General features: G+C 69.7%; 13 protein-coding genes. 4 read left to right on the top strand and 9 right to left on the bottom strand.

Going from position 1 to position 15,505, the window contains the following annotated elements; genetic code table 11:
- Nucleotides 1-36: 36 nt before the first annotated feature.
- From ACFYUZ_RS18595 to ACFYUZ_RS18570, 6 genes are all read right to left on the bottom strand, one after another.
- Nucleotides 37-1,584 carry a long-chain fatty acid--CoA ligase gene (locus tag ACFYUZ_RS18595; RefSeq protein WP_389310481.1) on the bottom strand — a complete coding sequence of 516 codons (1,548 nt, stop codon included), beginning with the start codon at nt 1,582-1,584 and terminating at the stop codon, nt 37-39.
- 118 nt (nt 1,585-1,702) lie between these two features.
- Nucleotides 1,703-3,166 (bottom strand): aldehyde dehydrogenase family protein, encoded by a 1,464-nt coding sequence (locus ACFYUZ_RS18590; protein ID WP_389310479.1) that lies wholly within the window; start codon nt 3,164-3,166, stop codon nt 1,703-1,705.
- Nucleotides 3,167-3,215: 49 nt separating this feature from the next.
- Nucleotides 3,216-4,313, bottom strand: coding sequence for a Zn-dependent alcohol dehydrogenase (locus ACFYUZ_RS18585; RefSeq protein ID WP_389310477.1), 1,098 nt, complete (start codon nt 4,311-4,313; stop codon nt 3,216-3,218).
- A 54-nt stretch (nt 4,314-4,367) separates the two neighbouring features.
- Entirely contained in the window at nt 4,368-6,701 is a 2,334-nt protein-coding gene (locus tag ACFYUZ_RS18580; protein WP_389310475.1) for an AMP-binding protein, read from the bottom strand.
- A 68-nt stretch (nt 6,702-6,769) separates the two neighbouring features.
- Nucleotides 6,770-7,486 (bottom strand): transporter, encoded by a 717-nt coding sequence (locus tag ACFYUZ_RS18575; RefSeq protein ID WP_389310473.1) that lies wholly within the window; start codon nt 7,484-7,486, stop codon nt 6,770-6,772.
- Between the two features lie 24 nt (nt 7,487-7,510).
- On the bottom strand, nt 7,511-8,410 hold the full coding sequence (locus ACFYUZ_RS18570) for a phytanoyl-CoA dioxygenase family protein (RefSeq protein WP_389310471.1): 900 nt from the start codon (nt 8,408-8,410) through the stop codon (nt 7,511-7,513).
- Between the two features lie 200 nt (nt 8,411-8,610).
- Here ACFYUZ_RS18570 and ACFYUZ_RS18565 point away from each other — a divergent pair, with 200 nt between their 5' ends.
- Nucleotides 8,611-9,204: a TetR/AcrR family transcriptional regulator gene (locus tag ACFYUZ_RS18565; RefSeq protein ID WP_389310469.1), complete on the top strand. Its 594-nt coding sequence runs from the start codon at nt 8,611-8,613 to the stop codon at nt 9,202-9,204.
- Nucleotides 9,205-9,286: 82 nt separating this feature from the next.
- On the opposite strand, the gene ACFYUZ_RS18560 is transcribed toward ACFYUZ_RS18565, so the two are convergent.
- The 3 genes from ACFYUZ_RS18560 to ACFYUZ_RS18550 are packed head-to-tail and all read right to left on the bottom strand — an operon-like array spanning nt 9,287 to nt 12,085.
- Nucleotides 9,287-10,060, bottom strand: coding sequence for a gamma-glutamyl-gamma-aminobutyrate hydrolase family protein (locus tag ACFYUZ_RS18560; RefSeq protein WP_389310467.1), 774 nt, complete (start codon nt 10,058-10,060; stop codon nt 9,287-9,289).
- Nucleotides 10,057-11,427, bottom strand: a complete 1,371-nt coding sequence (locus ACFYUZ_RS18555; RefSeq protein ID WP_389310465.1) for a glutamine synthetase family protein — start codon at nt 11,425-11,427, stop codon at nt 10,057-10,059. The genes ACFYUZ_RS18560 and ACFYUZ_RS18555 overlap by 4 nt, the downstream gene beginning before the upstream one ends.
- Nucleotides 11,420-12,085 carry a hypothetical protein gene (locus ACFYUZ_RS18550; protein ID WP_389310463.1) on the bottom strand — a complete coding sequence of 222 codons (666 nt, stop codon included), beginning with the start codon at nt 12,083-12,085 and terminating at the stop codon, nt 11,420-11,422. Before ACFYUZ_RS18550 ends, ACFYUZ_RS18555 begins: the two co-directional genes overlap by 8 nt.
- 158 nt (nt 12,086-12,243) lie before the next feature.
- On the opposite strand from ACFYUZ_RS18550, the gene ACFYUZ_RS18545 reads away from it, so the two are divergent.
- The 3 genes from ACFYUZ_RS18545 to ACFYUZ_RS18535 all read left to right on the top strand — a co-directional run bounded on the left by ACFYUZ_RS18545 (nt 12,244) and on the right by ACFYUZ_RS18535 (nt 15,455).
- Nucleotides 12,244-13,215: an alpha/beta hydrolase gene (locus ACFYUZ_RS18545; protein WP_389310461.1), complete on the top strand. Its 972-nt coding sequence runs from the start codon at nt 12,244-12,246 to the stop codon at nt 13,213-13,215.
- A gap of 198 nt (nt 13,216-13,413) precedes the next feature.
- Entirely contained in the window at nt 13,414-15,078 is a 1,665-nt protein-coding gene (locus ACFYUZ_RS18540) for a flavin-containing monooxygenase (RefSeq protein WP_389310459.1), read from the top strand.
- The gene (locus ACFYUZ_RS18535) at nt 15,075-15,455 is read left to right on the top strand and encodes a hotdog fold domain-containing protein (RefSeq protein ID WP_389310457.1); all 381 of its coding nucleotides are present in this window, start codon (nt 15,075-15,077) and stop codon (nt 15,453-15,455) included. Before ACFYUZ_RS18540 ends, ACFYUZ_RS18535 begins: the two co-directional genes overlap by 4 nt.
- The last annotated feature ends 50 nt before the right edge of the window (nt 15,456-15,505 follow it).

The raw sequence follows: 15,505 nt of genomic DNA, 5'->3' as shown, positions 1-15,505 counted from the left end.
CCCTTGCTTCGTGTGGTACTTGGCAGCGGCTCGACTTCAGGCCAGCCGGCGCTTGAGGATCTTTCCGCTGCCGGTCATCGGCAGGCTCGACACGATCTCGACGATGCGGGGGTACTTGTAGGAGGCCATCTGTGCCTTGCACCAGGCGACGAGCTCGTCGGCGGTGAGGGCGGCGTCCTTCTCGAGGATCACGAAAGCCTTGATCTCCTCGCCGTGGCTGTCGTGCGGGACGCCGATGACCGCCGCGAGGCTCACCGCGGGATGGGTGTGGAGCACCTCCTCGATCTCGCGGGGGTAGACGTTGAAACCGCCGCGGATGATGAGGTCCTTGGCCCGGTCGACGATGTGGTAGAAGCCGTCCTCGTCGCGTCGTGCGAGGTCCCCGGTGCGGAACCATCCGTCGCGGATCGCCTCGGCCGTCGCCTCCGGGCGGTTGTAGTAGCCCTTCATGACGTTGTGGCCCCTGATCGCGATCTCGCCGATCTCCCCGGCCTCGGTGACCTCCGTCCAGTCCGGTCGGATCAGCTTCAGTTCCACACCCCAGATCGGAACGCCGATCGAGCCCGGTCGGGACGGGAGCCGGGGGTCGCTGAACGTGGCGACGGGCGATGTCTCGGACAGCCCGTACCCTTCGAGCACGGTGACGCCGAGGCGCTGCTCGACCCGGTTGATGATCTCGACCGGCAGGGCCGCCCCACCGGAGATGCCGATCCGCAGGTTGTCGGCGATCCGACGGACGTCGACGTCGTCGGTGAGGGCGTTGAGCAGCCCCCACCACATGGTCGGAACACCCGCGAAGAACGTGATGACCTCGCGGCCCATGAGCTCGACCACCTCACGGGCGGCGAAGCGCGGCACGAGGTGCAGGGTCGCCGCGACCGAGAACCCCGCGTGCATCTGTACCGTCGCGCCGAAGGTGTGGAACAGGGGGAGGCACACCACGTGGCTGTCGGTGGCCGGTTCGTTGCGGAACAACCGGTTGTCGGCCAGCACGTTCATCATCGTGTTCGCGTGGGAGAGTTCGGCGCCCTTGGCCTGTCCCGTCGTTCCCGACGTGTAGAGGATGACCGCGGTGTCGGCCGGCTCCCTGACCACCGACTCGAACACGGTGCTCATGCCGGCGAGTGCCTGACCGAGCGTCTCGGTACCGGCGATCGGGCTGGGGGCTTCCTGGTCGGCGGTGATGACGAAGAAGTGCTCGACCGTCTTGGCCTCGAGGTGTCCGGCATGACCCTCTGCGGCCATGGGGAGCTCCGGGGTTCCTTCGAAGCAGAAGTACGCCGAGACGTCCGCGTCGTCCAGGTGGTAGGCGATCTCGCGGCCCTTGAGCAGGACGTTGAGCGGGACCACGACCGCGCCCGCCTTGAGCACGCCGTAGTAGACGATGGGGAAGGAGGGCAGGTTGGGGCAGCTGAGGGCGACCTTGTCGCCGGGCCGGATGCCCCGGGACACCAGCAGGTTGGCGACCTGGTTCGCCGCCGCGTCGACCTGGCGGTAGGTCAGCCGGGTCGAGCCGAGCACGAGTGCGTCCCGGTCCGGGAACGTGCGGGCGGAGTCTTCGAGGAGGATCGAGAGGTTCAGCAAGGTGGTTCTCCAGCGGCTCTGGGTTCGGTCAGCGGGTGGTCTCGACGGATGGGTCGAAGACGTCGGCTCTCGGCCGCTGCGTCCTTCACCCGCCTCCCGGACACGACAGCGGCGCGTTTCACAACGGAAGGTCCGGCGAGTCGACTCCGACCACCCGGTCACCGCAGAACACGCGCACCGACTCGGCGGGGCCGTGACCGCCGATGCCGGACGGTCCCCAGAAGCTCTGCGCGGAATCGTCACCGAGGTCGGCGACCTTGGCGCCGTTGACCCGCACCTCGCCGGACAGCACGCGCGAGCCGACCTCGACGGCGCGCTCCGTGTCGCCGCCGAACACATAGGCGTCGAGTCCCGAGGGATGGGCGTTCGCGATGCGCAGCGCCTCCTCGTCGGAATCGACGGCGTGCAGGGACACCACCGGACCGAACAGCTCCGCGGTGGCCTTCGCCGGGTCGGCCCCGGCGGCGACGGTCGGCGAGAGGAAGAACCCGTCGAGCTCGGGCAGCCGGGCCGGTCCGCGGACGCTCGCTCCCAGGGCGCGCAGCCCTTCGATCCGGCTCTCCAGCGTCGCGAAGTGCGGTGCGTTCGAGATCGGACCGAGCTCGGTGCTCTCGTCGAGCGAATGACCGATCACGACCTTGGAGATGCGCTCGGTCAGCGCTTCGAGCAGCGGCCCCACCAGGCTCCTGTGGGCGAGGACCTTGCCCGGCCCCTCACACCACTGGCCGTTCAGCTTGGTCATGCCCTCGAAGATCCCGTCGGCGGCGACCTCGACGTCGGCGTCGTCCAGGACGAGCGCGGGGTTGTTGCCGCCGAGCTCCAGCTGAAGGACCTTGAAGTCCTCCGCGGCGGCCCGGGCGATCGCCCGGCCGGCGGCCGGACCACCGGTGAACGACAGAACCTTGACGCGCGGGTCACCGCTCAGTGCGGCACCCACGTCGCCCCGGCCGTGCACGAGCTGCAGCGCGCCGCTGGGCAGCCCGGCTTCGACGAAGCACTCGACGATGATCTGCGCGCTGCCCGGGGCGTGCTCCGACGGCTTCAGGATCACCGGGCAGCCCGCCGCGACCGCGCTCACGACCTTCGCCGCGGGGATGAAGCTCGGGCCGTTCCAGGGCGTGAGGATCGCGGCCGGCCCCCACGGGACCTTGTACAGGCGGACATCGCGGCCGCCCGCCGCCAGAGCCCGTACCCGCGGGATGTGCAGCACGTCCGCTGCCGTCGCTCGTATCCGGGCGGGCAGGAACGCCGCCACCTTGCGGGTGACGCCGATCGGCACACCGCTGGTCAGGGAGTCCGTGCGGGCGATGTCCTCGGCTCGGGCCTCGATGAGCGCGGCGACGCGTTCGAGCACGTCGGCACGCTCCTGACGGGCCTCGTCGTCCCACCGGCCGACGCCGTACACGCGCTCGGCATGCCGCAGCGCCCGCTCGATGTCCTCGGACCCGGTCGTGACCGTGCGGTGCACCGGTTCCCGGGTGTTGGGGTCGACGTTCCATTCGCCCCGGACCGTCTCGCAGTCGCTCCAGGCGTCCGCGATGTAGTTCACCGGCTGGGGAATCGTCGTCTCGCCGCTCGACATGTGAGTCACCTCTGCATCCGTTGTTGGTCAGGTCTGCATCCGTTGTCGGTCAGGCCTGGAGGTCGACGACGACGCGCGTCACGTCACCGCTGCGCATCGCCTTGAAGCCCTCGTTGATCTCGTCGAACGGGATGACCTGCGTGACCATCTCGTCGAGCAGCAGCCGCCCCTGCCGGTAGAGGCGCGCGAGCTGGACGATGTCCTGGCGCACCTGTCCCGATCCCATGTACGAGCCGATGAGGCGCTTCTCGCCGAAGAAGAAGTCCGAAGCGGGCACCTTGAGTTCGGTGCCCTCCGGGGCGATGCCCACCAGGCACGCGGTGCCGGTCGCCCGCACCACCGAGAGTGCCGTGGCCGCGGTGCGCGCCGAGCCGACGGCCTCGAACGAGTAGTCGACCCCGTCGCCCAACAGCCTCCGGACCTCCGCGGCGACGTCCTCGGCGCCCCCGTTCACGACGTGCGTCGCGCCGTAGCCGCGCGCGGCCTCGAGTCGCGCCTCGTCCAGGTCGATCGCGACGACGGCCGAAGCCCCCGCCAGCCTGGCTCCCTGGATGATGGCCGACCCGACGCCGCCGCAGCCGATCACCGCCACCGTGCTTCCCGGACGCACCCGGGCACCGCGGAAGACGGCGCCGACGCCGGTGATGACACAGCACGCCAGGAGACATCCCACGTGCAGCGGCACCGCGTCGTCCAGCTTCACCAGCGCGTTCTCCCGCATGAGGGTGTGCCGCGAGAACGCGCCGACGTCGCCGAGCCGCTCGACCGGCTTGCCGTCCGCCAGCCGGAACGCGGGACGCGGGCGACGACGGACCTCCGCCACGCGCCGGCACTGAGTCGACCGGCCGGCCTCACAGTTGACGCACCGGCCGCACGACGGCGTCAGCGCCCCGACCACGCGGTCTCCGACCCGCAGTCCGGTCACCGCGGAGCCGGTCGCCTCGACCACACCGGCCACCTCGTGACCCACCACCACCGGCAGGGCGGTCGGCACCGTGCCGGTCATGTAGTGCAGGTCGCTGTGGCACAGGCCCACGTGCGAGACCGCGACGCGCACCTCGTCGGGCTCGGGATCGTCCACCTGGATCGCGGTCATCTCGAGCGGTTCGTTCACCGCGGTGAGCACCGCGGCCTCCGTGTCGATCACGTCTTCTCCTCTGTCGTTCCTTGTGGAAGGGGCCGTACCGGCCCCTGTCCCGAGCTACTTGGCGCTGTCCTTCGCGGTCCAGAAGCCTTCGATGCCCGCCCTGAACACCCCGCTCTCCCAGATCTCCCGCGCGGCGGCGTCCTCACGGGCGAAGGCCTGCTCGATCTCGTCGAGCCGCGGCCGCAGGAGCGCCAGGTGGAGCGCCGTCGTGTTGTTCTCCGGCGTCCACTCGACGACCAGGTCGACCGCGCGGTCGACCAGTTCGCCGGGCGCGACGACCTCGTCCAGGAGGCCGATCCGCAGGGCCTCCTCGGCGCCGATCCGCGGCGAGCCGAGGACCATGCGCATCGCGTGGTTCCGGACGATCCGGGTCAGCAACAGGCTCGACGCGTTCGAGATCGTGATGCCCCGGCCGTTCTCCGGCTGGTAGTACTCCGCCGCCGGACTTCCGATCCGTGCGTCGCAGCAGAGGGTGATCTCCGAGGCACCGCCCACCGCGAGACCGTTCACGGCCGCGATGACGGGGACCCGTGTCTCCACGACGGCGCGGGTGATGTCGTGGAAGGTCTCGAACGCCTCCCGCATCTCCTCGTACGAGGTGGGCGCCGCCTGGAGGTCCTCGCCGGCGGAGAACGCCCGGCCCTCACCCGTGAGCACGATGCCGCGCACGTTCTCGCCGGCCCCGAACTCCCTTATGACGTGAGCGAGTCGCCGTCGCGTGGCGACGTCCATGGCGTTCAGCTTCTCCGGACGGCGCAGGGTCAGCACCGCCACGCCCCGTACGACGTCGACGTCGAGGACGTCCGCGGACGATGCGGCGGGCGTGCCGGCAGAGCCGCGCCGGGCGCCCAGATCGAAGGTGACGCCGGGCTCGGCCGCGGCGCGGGCCTTGAGCGCCGGCTTGGACACGCGCTCGGACGGCGTCCGCGGGAAGTCGGCGACGAACTCGACGTAGCGCGGCACCTTGAAACGGGCGAGCTGCCGGCCGGCCCGGTCGACGATCCGCGCGGCGGTCGTACGGTCCGCCGGCACCCCGGCGGAGAGTTGGACGAAGGCCTTGACCTCTTCGCCGAAGGTCTCGTCGGGTTCGGCGACGACGGCGGCGGCCACGACCTCCTCGTCACGTTCGAGAGCGGCCTCGACCTCGGCGCTCGCGATGTTCTCGCCACCGCGACGCACCATGTCCTTGATACGACCGACCAGCTGAACGCCTCCGTCCGGCCGGCGGACGACGACGTCGCCGGTGTGCAGCCAGCCGTCCCGCAGCACGCGGGCGGTGTCCTCCGGACGGTTCCAGTAGCCGAGCATCATCGGCCTGCCCGAGACGATCAGCTCACCGGGCTCGCCGTCGGGCAGGTCGACCCCCTGCGGGTCGACCACCCGGACCCGCTTCGTCGGCACCGGAAGCCCCAGGCTCCCGCTCCCCACGGAGTCCGCGTCGTCGACGGAACCGAACAGGTCGACGCCGGTCTCGGTCATGCCGTAGATCTCCCGCCACGGCGCGCCCCAGCGTTCCTCCAGCTGCGCGTGGATCCCGACCGGGATGCCCGAACAGAGCACCAGGCGCAGCTGGTTGTCCAGGTCGTCGGGGCTCGGCGGCTGCTTGAAGAGCAGCGTCGGCATGGACCCGAGCACGTAGAAGAAGGTGGCGCGGTGGCGGCGGACATCGGCGAAGAAGCCCGACGCGGAGAACCGGGGCAGCACGACCAGCGGGGCCCCGATCGTCAGGGCGAGCGCGGTGTTCCACTGCGGGTCCATGTAGGAGAACGGCTGAGCGGTGAGCAGGACGTCGTCGGACCCGAGGCCGGTCACCGCGGCGCAGGTCCAGCCCAGCCGCACCCAGTAGTCGTGGGTGAGCATGCACGCCTTGGGGAAACCGGTGGTGCCCGAGGTGTACTGCAGGTTCGCCAGGGTCCCGGCGGTGGGGCGCACCGCCGGAGCGGTCGCCGGGAAGGGCGCGGACCCGTCCGCGGCGACGTCGACGATGCTCAGGTCCGCCAGATCGGTCTCGTTGTCGGCGACTTCCTTCAGGAGACCTGCCCGCTCGTGATCGGTGAACACGATCAGGGCCCCCGAATCCCTCAGGAGGAAGGTGAGATCGGCCCGCTTGTACGAGGAGTTGACCGGTACCGTCACAGCGCCGGCCTTCAGCGCGGCCAGCCACACGACCGGCCAGTGCACGATGTTCGGGAGCATGATCGCGACACGGTCGCCGGGCCGGATGCCGTCCACCTCGATCAGCCGGTGCGCCAGCCGGGAGGTCCAGGCGTCGATCTCGGCGAAGGTCCAGGACTCGTCGCCGAAGCGGAGGAACTCCCGATCGGGTGATCGCCGCGCACGCTCGGCCAGCAACCCGGTCAGCGTCGCGACGGACGGGTCCTCTCCCATCTGCTCGGGCCTGACGGCCGGCTGCGGACGTCGAGAGGCCGCGTCTCCCTCTCGCTGAGGCGTTTCCTTCACGACCACGACTGCTCCCCGGCCCCGGCAGGGCTCTGCTCGCGTCGGTTCGGCTCCGCGTCGGCCGACTCGTCGTGCCTGTGCAGGGCGCGGTAGGCGAAGTAGTAGGTGAACATCTGGAATCCCCAGGTGCTCAGCGCGCCGATGTAGAAGAGGGTGTGCGCCGCGTCGTCGCCCGGAATGTGGACGAAGTCGTACGTCCAGGCGATGGCACAGGCGGCGGCGGTCGCCAGGCTCACGCCGAGGGCCAGCCCCTTCGCGCCGATCGCCCAGAGCCGCTTCGCGAAGTAGATCAGGAACAGGGTGGTCAGAACGTTGACCACGATGAGGAAGATCGCGACTCCCACGCCGATCCGCTCACCGAAGAACAGCAGGAAGAGTCCGACCGCGGCGGCGAAGACGAACACCCCGACGTCCGTCCCCACGGACGGCTTGTACCGGTGCGTCACCTGCATCAGGCCCATGACGAGGATCAGCGTGATGCCGACCGACCGGGAGAACTGGTCGAAGAAGTACGCGACGGTGTACATGGGGCTCGTCTCGTCGGCGCCCAGGAGCGCGTAGACGAGGAAGTTCGACCCGGAGGTGGCGACGATGATCCATTCGAGGCCGAGAAGGTAGTTCTTGAAATTCCGGATGAATTTCCACCCGAAGGTGAACCCGACGACGATCATCCAGACGTCGGCGAGCAGGAAAAGGAGTTCTCTGAGTGCCATTTTTCCTCGGTTCCTTGGTCCTCGTCAGAGCGTGGTGGGCAGGCCGGCGTCGAGGGAGGTGTAGTCGTCCCGCTTGAGCAGCTCCATGGGGTCGGACATCTGGCCGGCGACCTCGGCCCAGCCGAGGTAGTGCTCCGACGACCAGTCGAGGGCCCGCTGGATCTCTTCCGGGAGCTTCCGGATCTGCTCCAGGCCGTACGCGAGGAAGTGGTTCTCCTCGGTGCGCAGGAAGGCGAGGTCCCAGCCCATCGAAAGCCCGAAGCGATGGGTGTCCGTGGTCGTGTTCTCGCCGCCGCCGTGATAGGTCGATCCGATCCAGATGAGCGCGGAGCCCGCCGTCATCTCGGTGGGGACCGCCTCCTCGCGCCGGGGCGCCCGGTGGTCGTCCCAGAGGTGCGAACCGGGGATCACCAGCGTTCCGCCGTTCTCGGCGGTGAAGTCGCTGACCGCGACCATGATCTGCACCCGGGCTTCGCGCCGGTATTCCGGGTGCCGCCACAGCCAGACGGAGTCGTCGCGGTGGAGCGGCTGCGCGCCCTGGCCTGGGCCGATCTTGATGGCCATGGTGGCGCCGATGTGCATTCCCGCGGGATGGGGCACCGCGTCCTCTCCGAAGAAGACGTCGATCGGCTTGTCGAGGATGAGCTCGGCGACGCGGTGGTACAGCGGGTTCAACGCCACGGTGACCATGTGTTCCGTCTTGGCGAACAGGCCGCCGGCCCGGCGCGTGCGGTTGCCGGCGAACACCTCGTCGTGCCCCGTGTCCACCGTGTCGAGCACGGGGTCCAGGTCGGCCCTGAGGCCCTGGACCGTCGCCTCGTCGAAGAGCCCTTCGACGATCACCCCGCCGTCTCGCAGGATGATCTCGACCGCCTCTTCGGGGGGCGTGTCGGCGGTGATGCGGGCGAGTGTCGGATGCGACATAGCCATTCCTCCAGTCGATGCCGGCGACGGCATCGGGTCTTCGCGAGGGGATGAGGGTCATGCTGGTTCATCTTGGTCATACGATCAAGTCATTTGACCAAGTATTTCGGCCGGGGCCGTGGAGTCCGTCGATGTGGACAAACCGCCTGGTAGCCTGGGTGTCGACTTGATCAAACGTCCAACTTCGACAGGGGGCAGATGTGGCACGCGTACCGGCGGCCGAGCGGCGCAACGACCTGGTGAACGCCGCCATCCAAGTGATCGCCAGCCACGGCGTCGACGGTGCGACGACCCGCCGTATCGCCGAGCGGGCGAACGCCCCGCTGGCCACGCTGCACTACTGCTTCCAGACCAAGGAACTGCTGTTCACGGCCGTTTTCGAGAGGCTGACGGAGCAGTACCGCGAGGTTCTGATCGAGAACGACGTGCACGGCGACCTCGTCACGACCGCGCGTGCGACCCTCCGCGGACTCCTGAACTGGTATCTCGAGTCCGATCCGGAGTTCGCGACCGCGAGCTTCGAGCTGATCAGCTGGGCGCAGCGCCAGGAGGAGCACCCGGCGGTGACCGTGTACAACGAGGCGTTCAACGTCGTGCGATCGATCCTCGCGAGGGCGGCCGCCGGACAGGACGTCCCGCCCGAGACGATCGACCAGATCGGCTACGTCATCGGGACCCTTTCGGACGGCTTCGTCGTGAACTGGCTGACGTACGCCGACCGTTCCCGAGCCGCCGAGCAGGCGGAGATCGTCGTCGACGTGTTCGACGCGTGGCTGGCCGCGAAGCTCGCCTGATCACGGGCCCCGGACGGTCCCTGACCGGACCCGAGCGGCGCCTGCCCGTCGGCAACGCGCTGACGCGCTCGGATCGGCCTCGTCACAGGCGTTTGACGGATTCCTCGACGATCCACGTCATCGTCGGATCGTCGCTCTCCATCCATTCCGGGTGCCACTGGACTCCCAGAACCGGTGCGTCCGGAAGCTCCACCGCCTCGACCACGCCGTCGGCCGTCCGGCCCGTGACGACAAGCCCCGTGCCGCAGCGATCGACGGCCTGGTGGTGCCACGAGTTGGTGACGGCCCGCTCTCCGAACAGTCCCGCCACGATCGAGCCGGCCTCGAAGGCCACGACGTGATCGTCCGTGCCGTCGGTGAGCGCGGCCTCCTGCGACAGGTGCCGCACCTCGCCGGGCGGAAGGTCGGCGACGAGCGTGCCGCCGAGCGCGACGTTGAGGACCTGCATGCCCCGGCACACGGCGAGCACCGGGATCCCCCGGTCGAGCGCGGCACGGACGAGCGCGAGCTCGTACCCGTCCCGCTCGACGTCGTGGACCCTCGGGTCCGTACGCGGGTCGACGTCGCGGACCACGGAGGGATCCCCTCCCCAGCACGCCGGATGCAGGTCCTGCCCGCCGGTGACGACGACGCCGGCCAGCCAGTGGCAGACCGCCTCCGGATCCGTCTCGTACGCGAGGTGCACGGGGAGGCCGCCGGCCCGCGCGATCCGGATCGCGTAGTCGGACATGTAGCTGTCGGCGCAGCGGTCGCCGTACCGGCGGTCCGCGCCCTTGATGAGGTCCAGCCGGATCCGGCGGCCGGTGACGCCGATCAGCGGCCGCACCGCGGTCGGCGCGTCGTCCGCGGCGCTCACGGCAGTTCGAAGTATCGGGCGGACTCCCACTCGGAGAGCTCGGAGAACGGATCCCCGCCCGCGGTGTGGAACTGCATCCACTCCCACCGGCGCGTTCCGACCCAGTAGTCCACGAACTCGGCGCCGAGGAGGTCGCGAAGGATCGGGTCCGCCTCGAGCGCGGCGGCGGCCTTCGTGAGGGTGTCCGGCAGCCGGGTGATCTCCCCGGGCGGCATGCACCACGCCATCTCGCTGACCGGCTCCGGCGGTTCGATCTTGCGCTCCAGGCCAGCGACCACACCGGCCAGCACGCCGGCGAGCGCGAGGTACAGGTTCGCGTCGGCGCCGGGGACCCGGTACTCCAGCCGGGAGTACGACGGGTGCCCGCACACCGCCCGGATCGCGGTGGTCTTGTTGCTGATGCCCCAGGTGGCGGTGACCGGCGGGCCGCTGAGGTCCACCAGGCGCCGGTACGAGGTGATCTGCGGGAGCACGATCGAGGTGTTGCCCTCGATCGTCGCGAGCAGACCGCCGACGGCATGGCGCATCGTCTCCGACGGCCCCTCCTCCGCGTAGAACGCGTTGGCGCCGTCGCGCTGGAGGGACAGATTGATGTGCGAGGCCTGACCGTAGCCCGCGGTGGGCTTGGCCATGAAGGTGACCGTGTGGCCGAGGTCGAACGCGACCTCGCGCATGATCTGGCGGGTCCGCGCCCAGGCGTCGCAGACCGTGACCGGGTCGCCGGGCGCCAGGTTGATCTCGATCTGGCCGGCGGCGTCCTCGTCGCTCCAGGCCTCCCACTCGATCCCGACCGCGTCGAGCCGGTCGGCGACGGCGTTCATGTAACCGGTCCAGTCCTTGGACTTCGCCAGGTGGTAGGCCGTACCCGCGCTTCCGCCCAGGGGGGTCAGGTCGCGGTATCCGCGTGCGCGCGCCTCGTGGATGGACTCCTCGAAGACGGTCGCCTCGATCTCGACGGCGACGGTCGCGGTGAAGCCGAGCGAGGCGAGCCGGTCGACCGTCTTCTTCGTCAGGTTGCGCGGACAGATGGGGACCGGTGTGCCGTCCTTCAGCCAGTAGTCGCCGATCACGGCGTCGAGACCCGGCTCCCACTCGACCCGGGTCGAGAGGTCGGGGCGGAAGTAGACGTCGTCCAGGTGCCCGCGCCAGTCGGGATAGGCGAAGCCGAAGGCCGGGGCGTTGCCGAGGTCGAGGCCGAACAGGAGGTCGGCGAAGGCGAACCCGGAGTTCACGCCCGAGGCGAACTTCTTCGGCGCCAGGGTCTTGCCGAGGAACGAGCCGTCGTGGTTCGTCGCCTCGATCCGGACGGCCCGGGTCGTGGCGTCGGGGGCGTCGAATCCCGTGACGGGCCGGGTGAGTTCAGACATCGTAACGAACCTTCCAGGAAGCGCCGACCATGACCGACAGCTGGGAGAGGGTGCCCTGGATCCCGAGCACACCCGTGGAGAGAACGGCGAGAAGGTCGTCGGCTCCGGAGAACACTCCGGCGAGCGTCTCGGGGGCTCCGGCGATGAGGTAATGGGTCGCGCCCTCGCCGAGCACGACCTGCTCCAGGCCGTCGGGGCCTTCGGTGACCGCGATGAGAACGTCCGGAATCCCCGGTACGGAACGCGCGGCGGTCCAGAAGCGCTCGGCGGCCGTCCGCCAGTCCGGCACCGGCGGCGACAGCGCGAGCAGCGCGTCCGCGGCGAGCTCAGCGTCGCCCGTCGGGGCGTCGGCGGGCGCGAACCGGGCGTTCAGGTCGACGGTGATCGTCGCATCGGGTTCGACGGGGACTCCGCTCGAGACCTCGATGACGCCTCCGGCGAAGGCGATCGTCGCCGCCTGCGGCGTCTCGTGGGACCGGATCGCCACCGTGGCGGCCGGCTTCCGCAGCGCCTGGAGCGCATGGCCCGCGCGGGCGGAATCCCGCAGCGTGCGGCCGATCAGCCGGACGAGGGGAGTCGCGTCGTCCTCGATCCTTACGTCGACCTCTGTGGCCGTCGCTGCGCCGGACGCCGCAGGAGCCGTCGTGGTTTCGGTCATCCTCCAGTCCTTTCGACTTCGGGAGATCACGCGCGCCGCGAATCGGCCGCTTCGGATCTCGGATGGACCGTGATCATCATGGTCAAGTGACTAGATCAGGTGACTAGGATGGTGGGGTACAGGTCGCGACCTGTCAATGACTTCGGGGAGGCCCCACAGTGAATGAAGTGAATCCCGCGTACTGGGACCGACTGGACGCCGATGCGCGATGCGCGGCGCAGGTCATCGCCGGAACCCTCCGGAAGCCCGTACGGGAACTGGGTGCGGAGACGGCGCGGAAGCTCCTGGCGACCCCGCCGTCGGAGCGGCCGATCACCCCTCTCGACCGGGTCGAACGCCTGACCCTGCCCGCCCGCTCCGGCGAGCTCCGCGCACGCCTCTACCACCCGGACGGCACGCCGCCCTCCGCCGGACCGCGCCCGGCGCTGGTCTATCTGCACGGTGGCGGCTTCGTCCTCGGCACCCTCGACGGAGTGGACGAGGTGTGCCGCGCGATCGCCGCCCGATCCGGGTGGGCGGTGTTCTCCCTGGAGTACCGACTCGCGCCGGAGAATCCCTATCCGGCCGCGCTCGACGACTGTCTCGACGCGTTCGCCTGGTTGCGCCGATCGGCACCCGGGCTCGGCGTCGATCCGCACGTGATCGCCGTCGGGGGGGATTCCGCCGGCGGCAACCTCGCTGCCGCGCTGTGCCTCAAGCTCCGGGACCTCGGGCTCGCCCGTCCCGTGTCCCAGGTGCTCGTCTACCCCGCCGTCGACGACGCGTTCGCCACCCCGTCCTGGACGGAGTTCGCCGACGCACCCCTGCTGACCAGTGCGGATGCCCGCTGGTTCTGGGAGCAGTACCTCGGCCCGGACCATGGGGGAGCGGTCGATCACTACGCGGCCCCGATGCATGCCGAATCACTGCGGGATCTCCCTCCGGCGCTGGTTCTCACCGCCGAGGTCGACCCGCTTCGCGACGACGCCGAGGCCTACGCCGAGAGGCTGCGGCGTGACGGAGTGGAGGTCACGATGACCCGCTGTGCCGGTGTCTTCCACGGCTTCTTCACCGAAGTGGGCGTGTTCGCCAGGACGGACGAGGCGATCTCGCAGGTGGCGCGCCACCTGCGGGGCGTCGCCGCCGCCTGAGCGCGCGCGGCCGGGGTGAGCCGACTCGCATCCGACTGTTGACGGCACCCGGGCCCATGGCTAGATTCCGTTGGTCATACGACTAAGTCGTTTGACTGAGACTTGCGCTCTGATGCGCCGAGGGGCGAACGGCCCCCGCCGAGGCGAAGCCCTGACGGCCCGATGTCATCCGCATTTCGACTATCCGAAGGCACACGCATGACTGAGACCGCTCCACCCACCGCACCCGTCGTCGACCTCCTCTGTGTCGGTGCGGGATTCTCAGGCCTCTACGCGGCCTACAAGGCCGTCGAGAAGGGCTGGACATTCGCAGGATTCGAGGTCGCGCCCGACGTGGGCGGCACCTGGTTCTGGAACACGTACCCCGGCGCCCGGTGCGACGTCGAGAGCATCTACTACTCCTACTCGTTCAGTCAGGAGCTTCTGCAGGAGTGGACGTGGAGCGAGCGCTTCGCTCCGCAGGCCGAGATCCTGAGCTACATCAACCACGTCGCGGACCGCTTCGACCTGCGCAGGCACTTCCGCTTCGGCACCAAGGTGACTTCCGCGACCTGGCTCCCGGACGAGCGGCTCTGGGAGGTGACCCTCGACTCCGGCGAGACCCGGCGGGGCCGTCACCTGCTCGCCGCCTCGGGCGGTCTCTCGACGCCCAAGGACTTCGACGTGCCGGGCCTGGAGAACTTCACCGGGACCACGGTCTCGACGAGCCGGTGGAACATTCCGCTGAGCGACCTGGCGGGCAAACGCGTCGCCGTGATCGGCACCGGATCGTCCGCGGTGCAGTGCATTCCGCTCATCGCCGAGGTCGCCGAGCACCTCACCGTGTTCCAGCGCACCCCCAACTACGTGTTCCCCGCCCGGAACGCCCCGCTGTCGGCGGACTACCTCGACGAGATCAAGAGCAACTACACGGCGATCCGTGAGGAGTGCCGCCACTCGCTCGGTGGCATCCCGGACCGCATCCCGGACGCCGCGGCGTTCGACGTCTCCGACGAGGAACGGCGTGAGCGCTACGAACGGGCCTACGTGCGCAGCGGATTCAACGGTGTCGGCGGCGAGTTCTCCGATCTGCTGACCGATGCGAGGGCGAACGAGACCGCGGCGGAGTTCGTGCGCGAGAAGATCCGCCAGATCGTCCACGACCCGAAGACCGCGGCCGTCCTGGAACCCCGCTTCCACCCGCTCGGCGCCAAGCGCAGCTGTTTCGGCACCGACTACTACGAGACCTTCAACCGGCCCCATGTCTCGGTGGTCTCCCTGCGCGACGAGCCGATCGACACCATGACGAGCGACAGCATCGTCACGAGGGGCGGCTCCTACGAGGTCGACGCCATCGTGCTGGCGATCGGGTTCGACGCCTTCACCGGCCCGCTGTTCGCGCTGAACGTCTCCACCCCGGAGGCCGGCAGGCTGCAGGACGCGTGGAGCGACGGAGTCCGGACGTACCTGGGAGTCATGGCCGCCGGGTTCCCCAACTTCTTCATGATCGGCGGACCGCAGAGCCCCGCGCTCGCGAGCAACGTCGTGGTCACGATCGAGCAGGCCGTCGACTGGATCGCCGATCTGATCGGACACGCCAAGGCGGCGGGGGCCGACGTCATCGAGCCGACGGCCGAGGCCCAGGACGACTGGGTGAAGATCACCGAAGACACGGTGAACCAGACGCTCTACGCGATCGCCGACTCCTGGTACCGGGGCTCGAACGTGTCCGGCAAGCCGACGACCTTCCTCGGTTACGTGGGCGGTGTCGGCAAGTACCGCCGGATGTGCACCGAGCTCGCCAAGCGCGGCTACCCGGGCATCGAGCTCGACGGCGAGACCGTCGCCCGCCGCCTCGGCCGCATCGACAGGGAGATCGCATGAAGGTCGTGCACCAGCGCTACGTCGCCCATTCCGAGGCGCACTACGCGGGGAACCTCGTCGACGGGGCCTTCGGGCTGAAGCTCTTCGGAGACGCCGGAACGCACCTGGCGATCACCATCGACGGCCACGAGAGCCTGTTCGCCGGGTACGCGGCGGTCGAGTTCCTCGCCCCGGTCCGCGGCGGCGACGTGGTCGAGGTCGAGGCGCGCCTGGCGTCGAAGGGAAGGCGCAGCAGGACCGTCGACTTCGAGCTGCGGATCATCTGCAGGTCCGTCGACGACAGCGGCCGGGCCGAGGTGCTGGCGGAGCCCATCGTGGCCACTCGGGCGCGAGGGACGGCCGTCGTGCCGGCCGACGCCGCGACGACGGCGCCGTGACCGTCGGGGACGGAGCCGGTCGGCGCCGGCGGTCCGTGACGCACCACGAC

The sequence above is a fragment of the Streptomyces sp. NPDC004266 genome, from assembly GCF_042874095.1.
GTDB lineage: Bacteria > Actinomycetota > Actinomycetes > Streptomycetales > Streptomycetaceae > Streptomyces.
This window is presented reverse-complemented; position numbering and strand designations above follow the sequence as displayed.

Coding starts and splice junctions, on each gene's coding strand:
- ACFYUZ_RS18590 (WP_389310479.1), bottom strand. CDS start 3,166: ATGTCGAGCGGCGAGACGACGATTCCCCAGCCGGTGAACTACATCGCG.
- ACFYUZ_RS18580 (WP_389310475.1), bottom strand. CDS start 6,701: ATGGGAGAGGACCCGTCCGTCGCGACGCTGACCGGGTTGCTGGCCGAG.
- ACFYUZ_RS18575 (WP_389310473.1), bottom strand. CDS start 7,486: ATGGCACTCAGAGAACTCCTTTTCCTGCTCGCCGACGTCTGGATGATC.
- ACFYUZ_RS18570 (WP_389310471.1), bottom strand. CDS start 8,410: ATGTCGCATCCGACACTCGCCCGCATCACCGCCGACACGCCCCCCGAA.
- ACFYUZ_RS18555 (WP_389310465.1), bottom strand. CDS start 11,427: ATGTCTGAACTCACCCGGCCCGTCACGGGATTCGACGCCCCCGACGCC.
- ACFYUZ_RS18550 (WP_389310463.1), bottom strand. CDS start 12,085: ATGACCGAAACCACGACGGCTCCTGCGGCGTCCGGCGCAGCGACGGCC.
- ACFYUZ_RS18540 (WP_389310459.1), top strand. CDS start 13,414: ATGACTGAGACCGCTCCACCCACCGCACCCGTCGTCGACCTCCTCTGT.
- ACFYUZ_RS18535 (WP_389310457.1), top strand. CDS start 15,075: ATGAAGGTCGTGCACCAGCGCTACGTCGCCCATTCCGAGGCGCACTAC.